General features: G+C 71.8%; 8 protein-coding genes. 2 read left to right on the top strand and 6 right to left on the bottom strand.

The window, feature by feature from the left end:
- The 6 genes from DKL51_RS26470 to DKL51_RS26445 all read right to left on the bottom strand — a co-directional run.
- On the bottom strand, window positions 1-253 hold a 253-nt coding region (locus DKL51_RS26470), incomplete at its 3' end, for a hypothetical protein (protein WP_221623243.1).
- A 60-nt stretch (window positions 254-313) separates the two neighbouring features.
- Entirely contained in the window at window positions 314-565 is a 252-nt protein-coding gene (locus DKL51_RS26465; protein WP_109944385.1) for a hypothetical protein, read from the bottom strand.
- Between the two features lie 46 nt (window positions 566-611).
- Window positions 612-1547 carry a carbohydrate kinase family protein gene (locus DKL51_RS26460; RefSeq protein WP_109944386.1) on the bottom strand — a complete coding sequence of 312 codons (936 nt, stop codon included), beginning with the start codon at window positions 1545-1547 and terminating at the stop codon, window positions 612-614.
- 44 nt (window positions 1548-1591) lie between these two features.
- The gene (locus DKL51_RS26455; RefSeq protein WP_207783814.1) at window positions 1592-2434 is read right to left on the bottom strand and encodes an ATP-binding cassette domain-containing protein; all 843 of its coding nucleotides are present in this window, start codon (window positions 2432-2434) and stop codon (window positions 1592-1594) included.
- Window positions 2431-3459 (bottom strand): ABC transporter permease, encoded by a 1029-nt coding sequence (locus tag DKL51_RS26450; protein WP_109944387.1) that lies wholly within the window; start codon window positions 3457-3459, stop codon window positions 2431-2433. Before DKL51_RS26450 ends, DKL51_RS26455 begins: the two co-directional genes overlap by 4 nt.
- Window positions 3460-3558: 99 nt before the next feature.
- Entirely contained in the window at window positions 3559-4647 is a 1089-nt protein-coding gene (locus DKL51_RS26445; protein ID WP_109944388.1) for a substrate-binding domain-containing protein, read from the bottom strand.
- 237 nt (window positions 4648-4884) lie between these two features.
- Here DKL51_RS26445 and DKL51_RS26440 point away from each other — a divergent pair, with 237 nt between their 5' ends.
- Both DKL51_RS26440 and DKL51_RS26435 read left to right on the top strand, forming a co-directional pair.
- Window positions 4885-5541, top strand: a complete 657-nt coding sequence (locus DKL51_RS26440; protein WP_165823089.1) for a glycoside hydrolase family 32 C-terminal domain-containing protein — start codon at window positions 4885-4887, stop codon at window positions 5539-5541.
- Window positions 5542-5628: 87 nt separating this feature from the next.
- A complete protein-coding gene (locus DKL51_RS26435) occupies window positions 5629-6684 on the top strand; it encodes a LacI family DNA-binding transcriptional regulator (RefSeq protein WP_109944390.1) in 1056 nt (351 codons plus the stop codon).
- Window positions 6685-6807: the final 123 nt, after the last annotated feature.

Below are 6807 nucleotides of genomic sequence, written 5' to 3'. Positions count from 1 at the left end.
GATCGTGCTGCGTGGCGACCGGGAGCCGGTGCTCGACCTGGCCCGGGCCGCCCTGGGCCAGCTGGTCACCTTCCACGCCCCGGACGACCTGATCGTCGCGGTGGCGGCAGCGCCGGCTCGGCAGCCGCTCGGTGATCACCCCGTGCCGGTAGGCGTGGACCGCGCTGCCCCGCTCGGCGCCGTCGGCCACGTCGACCACCACGGCCCGGCCGGAGAGCGTGCCGAAGTCCACGCCGACGACGTACCGGGCCACGGCCGCTCCTCCCTGCCTGGGCCGGCGGGGACGCCGCCGGTGGGAGGAAAACCTAGTCGGTCAGGCGAGCGGGCGCTTGAGGTGGTACCGGTGCACCTCGGTGCTGCCCTGCACGTTGTTCACGTCCTCGGCGGCGGAGACCAGCTCCCAGCCCTCCCGGCCGGCCCGGTTGAGGTGCGCGATCGCGGTGTCGCCGTACGCCGTGATGTCCCGCCGGGACCCGTCCGGGCCGTACCAGACGAACGACACGTGGAAATTGCGGCCCTGTCCCTGGTACCGGCGGACCAGCAGGGCGTACTCCCAAGCAACCATTCGTCCATTGTGACCGACCGCCGCACGACGCCGGAATCGTGCGGCGTCACGCGGTCACGGCGGGCTGGTCGGCGGCCAGTTCGGCCCGGGTGGGCGGGTCGGCTCCCCGTCGGCCGCAGGTCACGGCGGCGACGTGGGCAGCCTCGGCGAGTACGGCGGCGAGGGTGTCCGGGCCGACGTCCCGGAGCACCGCCCGTCGCGCGGCATCGAGCAGGTCCCGCTGATCGAGCGCGGCCAGCAGCCCGGCGGTGAAGGCGTCACCGGCCCCGACGGTGTCCACCACCTGCACGGGGCGGGCGTCCACCTGCACCGCACCGCGCCGGGTGACCGCCCACGCGCCGCCGTCGCCCCGGGTGACCACCACGAGGGTGGCACCGCGGTCCAGCCACTCCCGTCCCACCTGCCCGTGCTCCCGGCCCGGGTGGAGCCAGGCGAGGTCCTCCAGGCTCACCTTGACCACGTCGCTCGCCGCCACCAGCTCCTCGACCCGCTGCAGGACGGTGGTCCGGTCGCCCATCAGGGAGGGCCGGCAGTTCGGGTCGTAGCTAATTATCGTGGTGGCCCGGCGGTCGCGGACCAGCGCCAGCACGTCGTCGGCGCCCGGCCCGAGGACCGTGGCCAGCGAACCGGTGTGCAGGCACCGGCTCCCGAGGCCGACGGCGGACAGCTCCGGAAAGGACCGCCAGACGATGCTGAAGTCGTACCGGGCCTGTCCGTCCGCGCCGACCCGGGTACGGGCCACGCTGGTGCCCGCCAGATCCGGCACCGACGCGGCGTCCAGCCGTACGCCGCTGCCGGCCAGGTGGGCGCAAAGCAGCCGCCCGTGCGCGTCGTCGCCGAGCTGGGTCAGCAGGGTGGTGGGCTGACCGAGCCGGGCAAGCGCCACGGCGACGTTCGCCGGGCTGCCCCCGGGATGGGCGATCACCTCACCCGACGGATCCTCGATGAGATCCACCAGGCACTCGCCGACAACCGTGATCACAGTCTTCCTTTCCCGGGGCGCGGCAGGCCCCGGCGGGTGGCGGTTCAGTCCGTCGTCCGGCCGGGGGTCTCGTCGAGGGTGGTGGCGCCGGTCATGATCGCCACGGCCTCCGGCATGGTGTGCGAGCGGGGCGTCACCACCCCGGCGCAGCGGCCCAGCCGCTGGATGTGGATCCGGTCCGCGACCTCGAACACCTGCGGCATGTTGTGACTGATCAGGATCACCGGCAGGCCCCGCGACCGGACCTCCTCGATCATCCGGAGCACCTGGTTGGACTCATTGACGCCGAGCGCGGCGGTCGGCTCGTCGAGCACGATCACCTTGCTGCCGAAGGCCGCCGCCCGGGCCACCGAGACGGCCTGCCGCTGGCCGCCGGAGAGCGTCTCGACCGCCTGCGCGACGTTCTGCAGGGTGCCGATGCCGAGGTCGGCGAGGGCCTGGCCGGCCTCCCGCCGCATGCCCTTCTGGTCGAGCATCCGGAACACCGAGCCGAGCAGGCCCGGGCGGCGCTTCTCCCGGCCGAGGAAGAGGTTGCTGGCGATGTCGAGCGCGGGCGCGACGGCGAGCGTCTGGTAGACGGTCTCGATACCGGCCTCCCGGGCGTCCTGCGGCCGCTTGAACTGCGCCGGCTTCCCCTCCAGGAACAGCTCCCCGGCATCGGGGATCAGCGCTCCAGTCAGGCACTTGATCAGCGTGGACTTGCCGGCGCCGTTGTCACCGATGACGGCGAGCACCTCGCCCGGGTACAGGTCGAGATCCACCCCGTCGAGGCCGACGACCTTGCCGAACGTCTTGACCAGGCCGCGGGCCGACAGCACCGGTGAGCGCTGGCCGCTGTCGGCCTCGCCGGGCCGGCTGCCGGGGGTGTGCGTGGTGGTGGCGGTCATGACCTCACCTTTCTGATCCACTGGTCCATGGCCACGGCGAGGATCACCAGCAGGCCGACGGCGAGTACGCGGTACTGGTCGTCGACCCCCGCCAGGGACAGCCCGCTGCGGAAAAAGCCGACGATCAGCGCGCCGAGCAGGGTGCCGAGCACCGCACCGCGGCCTCCGAAGAGGCTGGTGCCACCGATCACCACGGCGGTGATGCTTTCCAGGTTGGCGTCGGTAATGGCGTTCGGGCTGGCCGCACCGGCCCGTCCGATCAGGATCCAGGCGGTGATCCCGTAGATGGCGCCGGCAACGACGTACACGCTGAGCAGGACCCGGTCGACCCGGATGCCGGCCAGCCGCGACGCCTCCTTGTCGTCCCCCACCGCGTAGACGTGCCGACCCCAGGCGGTCTTGGCCAGGGCGAAGCCCACCGCGAGGTAGAGCAGGACCACCGCGAGCACCCCCACGGTGATCCGGAACCGGCCCACCGGGAACGACTCGCCCGTCCAGCTCAGCACCGGCGGAAGGTCGGTGGCCTGGACGCTCTGGCCCTCGGAGTAGAGCAGGCCGACGGCGGTGAAGACGCTGAGCGTACCGAGGGTGACGATGAAGGGCGGCAGCTTGAGCCGGGTGACGAGCGCCCCGTTGACCGCGCCCGCGGCGGCGCCGACCGCGATGGCCAGCACGATGGCGAGGCCAGCGGGGAGCCCCTGCTCCTCGGCGAGCTTGGCCGAGAGCATCATAGCCAGGATGACGATGGCGCCGACCGACAGGTCGATGCCGGCGGTGAGGATGATCAGCGTCTGCCCCACCGCCAACGCGCCGATGACCGCCACCTGCTGCAGCACAAGGGACAGCGAGTTGGGCGACGCGAAGCGCGGGTTGAGGGTGGAGAACACGGCAAAGGCGATGACCAGTACGAGGAACGGGCTGATCGCGGGGTGCGCGTGCAGCAGGTGCTGGACGCGTTGCAGCGGTGTGTGCCGGCGCAGGGCGAACTGCTGCGCGGCGGTGGTCGGTGGGGTCGTGATGGTCACGGCGGGCTCCCTGCCGGTGTCGGGCGGTGGCGGACGAACTGCCCGGTCGAGGGCGCGGAGCGGAGGATGCCCCGCGCCCTCGACCGAGGCGGAGGTGGTTCAGCCCCAGCAGCGCTCGGCCCCGTCGGCGCTGGTGATGCTCTCGACGCCGGTGGCCGCCTTCTCGGTGACCAGGCTGACGCCGGTGTCGAAGAAGTCCAGGCCGTCGGAGACCTTCGGCTTCTCCCCGCCGGTCGCGATCTTCTTGATCGCCTGCACACCCAGCTCGGCCATCTTCAGCGGGTACTGCTGGGAGGTGGCTCCGATGACGCCGTCCTTGACCTGCCGTACGCCGTCGCACCCGCCGTCGACGGAGACGACCAGGACGGCCTGGGTCTTGCCGGCCGCCTGCAGGGCCTTGTGCGCGCCGACGGCGGCCGGCTCGTTGATCGTGTAGATCACGTTGATGCCGGGGTTCTTGGTCAGGCAGTTCTCCATCGCCGTGCGGCCGCCGTCCTCGGCGCCGTTGGTCGGCTCGTTGCAGGCGATCGTGTACGTGCCGCCGGAGTAGCTGCCGGTCTTCGCCTCGTCGCCGTTCTTCTTCTTGTCGGCGGTGTCGATCCCCATGCCGGTCAGGAAGCCCTGGTCCCGGTTGTAGTCGACGGAGACGATTTTGTCGTTGAAGAGGTCGAGCATCGCGATGGTCGCCGGCTTGCCGGCGAGCTGGGCCGCCGTCCACTTGCCGATCAGCTCACCGGCCTTGAAGTTGTCGGTGGCGAAGGTGATGTCGACGGTGTCCGCCGGGTCGGGTGGGGTGTCCAGCGCGATGACGTAGAGTCCGGCGTCCCGCGCCTTCTTGATCGCCGGGTTGACGCCGGGGCCGTTCGGGGTGATCAGGATGCCGGCGTCGCCACGGGCGATGGCGTCCTCGATCGCCTGCACCTGGCCGGCCTCGTCGCCGTCCTCCTTGCCGGCGGCCACGGTCAGCTTCACGCCCTCGGCCTCGGCGGCCTTCTTGGCACCGTTCTGCATCGCGACGAAGAACGGGTTGGTGGAGTTCTTGGTGATCAGCGATACCGCGACGGTCTTGCCACCGCCTCCGGAGGCACTGTCGCCGGAGCTGTCGCCGCATCCGCTGAGCACCAGGCTGCCCGCCGCGGCGGCGGCGATCAGCATGGCGGCACGGCGGCGGCCGATGCGCTGGATCATGTTTTCTCCCTCAAAGACACTCCGGTCGGACCGGCGGTGCGGATACGACAACGATGTCAGCGCAGTTTCGGGGCGAGTTCGGACTCCTGTCAATGCCTCCATCAAAGGTTTTCCGCAACCGAGGCGTAACTCGTCGGTAACTCTTGACATCGATGTCAGCGACGGCTCAGGATTCGCCCCACTGGGACGCCCGACGCGGGCCGGATGGCGGGCGTCCCCGATGGACGGAGGACGTGGATGAGGATCCGTCGACGGCTCGGCGCCTGCCCGGCCGCTACCCTGGTGGCGGCGGCGCCCGGAGCCGATGGTCTCCGCCGACTTCACCCTCGACCAGGACTACGTCAACCTGATCGTCGGTGGCGGCGCGCACCCCACCTGCCCGGCACGACCACCGACTTCGTACCGGCCGGCGCCGAGCCGGTGATCGACTTCGAGCTGCCCGACGGACAGACGTACGAGCAGGCCGGCTGGACGGCGACCGGCGGACTGCCCAACCGAGCGCCGGTGGTGGGGCCGGCCCGGTGGGAACGCGGCCACGTCGGCGACAAGCTGCTCACCACGTTCTTCGAGGCCGACTCGACCACCGGCACGCTGACCTCACCCGGCTTCACGATCGACCGCAACCACCTGAGCCTGCTCGTCGGCGCCGGCGGCCACCTCGACGACGGCACCGGCCGCACGGTGGTCGAGCTGTCAGTGGACGGGAACCGGGTGCGGATGACCATCTACGTGGACCGCTCCTCGGTCGAGGTCTTCGGCGGGGCGGGACAGACCACCATCACCGACCAGATCTTCCCGGCGCTCGGCAGCGACCAGACCCGCCTCTTCGCCGAGGGCGGTGACGTGCTGGTGCGGTCGCTCACCGTCCGGCCGCTGCGCTCGGTGTGGCGATAACCTGACAGACGATCATCGGTTCGGGGGCCACGGCGTGCGCCGTGGCCCCGACCGCCACCGCAACACCCCCGTCCGGTAGGAGCGCCCATGCACGCTGCCGCCTCCGCTACGTCGACCAGCGCCCGGGCCCGGGCCACGCTCCGGGACGTCGCACTGCTCGCCGGCGTGAGCCCGAAGACCGTCTCCCGGGTGGTCAACGGCGAGGCGGGCGTGTCGGCCCCGAAGACCGCCGCGGTGCAGCGGGCGATCGCCCAACTGGACTACCGGCCCAACTTCACCGCGAGCAGCCTGCGCCGGTCCAGCGGCCGCAGCGCGGCCATCGCCGCCGTCCTGGAGGACCTGGCCAACCCCTTCTCGGCCGCCCTGCACCGGGCGCTGGAGGACGCCGCGCGGGACCGGGGGGTGCTCATCTTCGCCGGGAGCGTGGACGAGAATCCGGAACGGGAACGCGACCTGATCCGCGCCTTCACCATGCGCCAGGCCGACGCGCTGGTCGTCGTCCCGGCCAGTGACAACCAGAGCTACCTGGCCAACGAGGTCAATGTCGGTACGCCCGTGGTGTTCGTCGACCGGCCGCCGGTCGGGCTGCCGGTGGACGCCGTCCTCGCCGACAACCATGAGGGCGCCGCGGCCGCCGTTCACCACCTCGTCCGGCACGGGCACCGCGACATCGCCTACCTCGGCGATCTGCGGACCATCCCGACCGCCCGGCAACGGTTCCAGGGCTTCAAGGAAGCGCTCAGCGACCACGGCATTCGGCCGTCGGCGGTGCCCGTCGTCCACGACCTGCACACCGAGCAGGAGTCCGAGCAGGCGGTACGCCGGTTGTTGTCCGCCGACTCCCCGCCGACCGCCCTGTTCACCTCGCAGAACCTGGTCACCATCGGCGCGATCCGGGCCCTGCAGCAGCTCGGCCGGCAGCACGAGGTCGCCCTGGTCGGGTTCGACGACTTCCCCCTCGCCGACCTGCTCCAGCCGGCGGTCACGGTGATCGCGCAGGACCCGTCCGAGATGGGCCGGGTCGCGGCGTCGCTGATCTTCCGACGGCTGGACGGGGAGCAGTGGCGACCCACCACCCACCGGGTGGCGACCCGGCTGATCCCCCGCGGCTCCGGCGAGATCCCGGGTCCCCACCGCGACTGAGCGCGGGACCTCCCGGGTCCACCGGTTCGCGGTCAGCTTCCCGTCATGGTATGCAGGTGCCGGGCCTCGGCCGGGTCGGCGCAGCCGGTGAGGGCGAGCGCGTCGCGCAGCTCGGCGGCGAGC

Source organism: Micromonospora globispora (assembly GCF_003857015.1).
GTDB lineage: Bacteria > Actinomycetota > Actinomycetes > Mycobacteriales > Micromonosporaceae > Micromonospora > Micromonospora globispora.
Note: the sequence above shows the minus strand (reverse complement) of the source record. Positions and strands in the feature narration are given on the sequence as shown.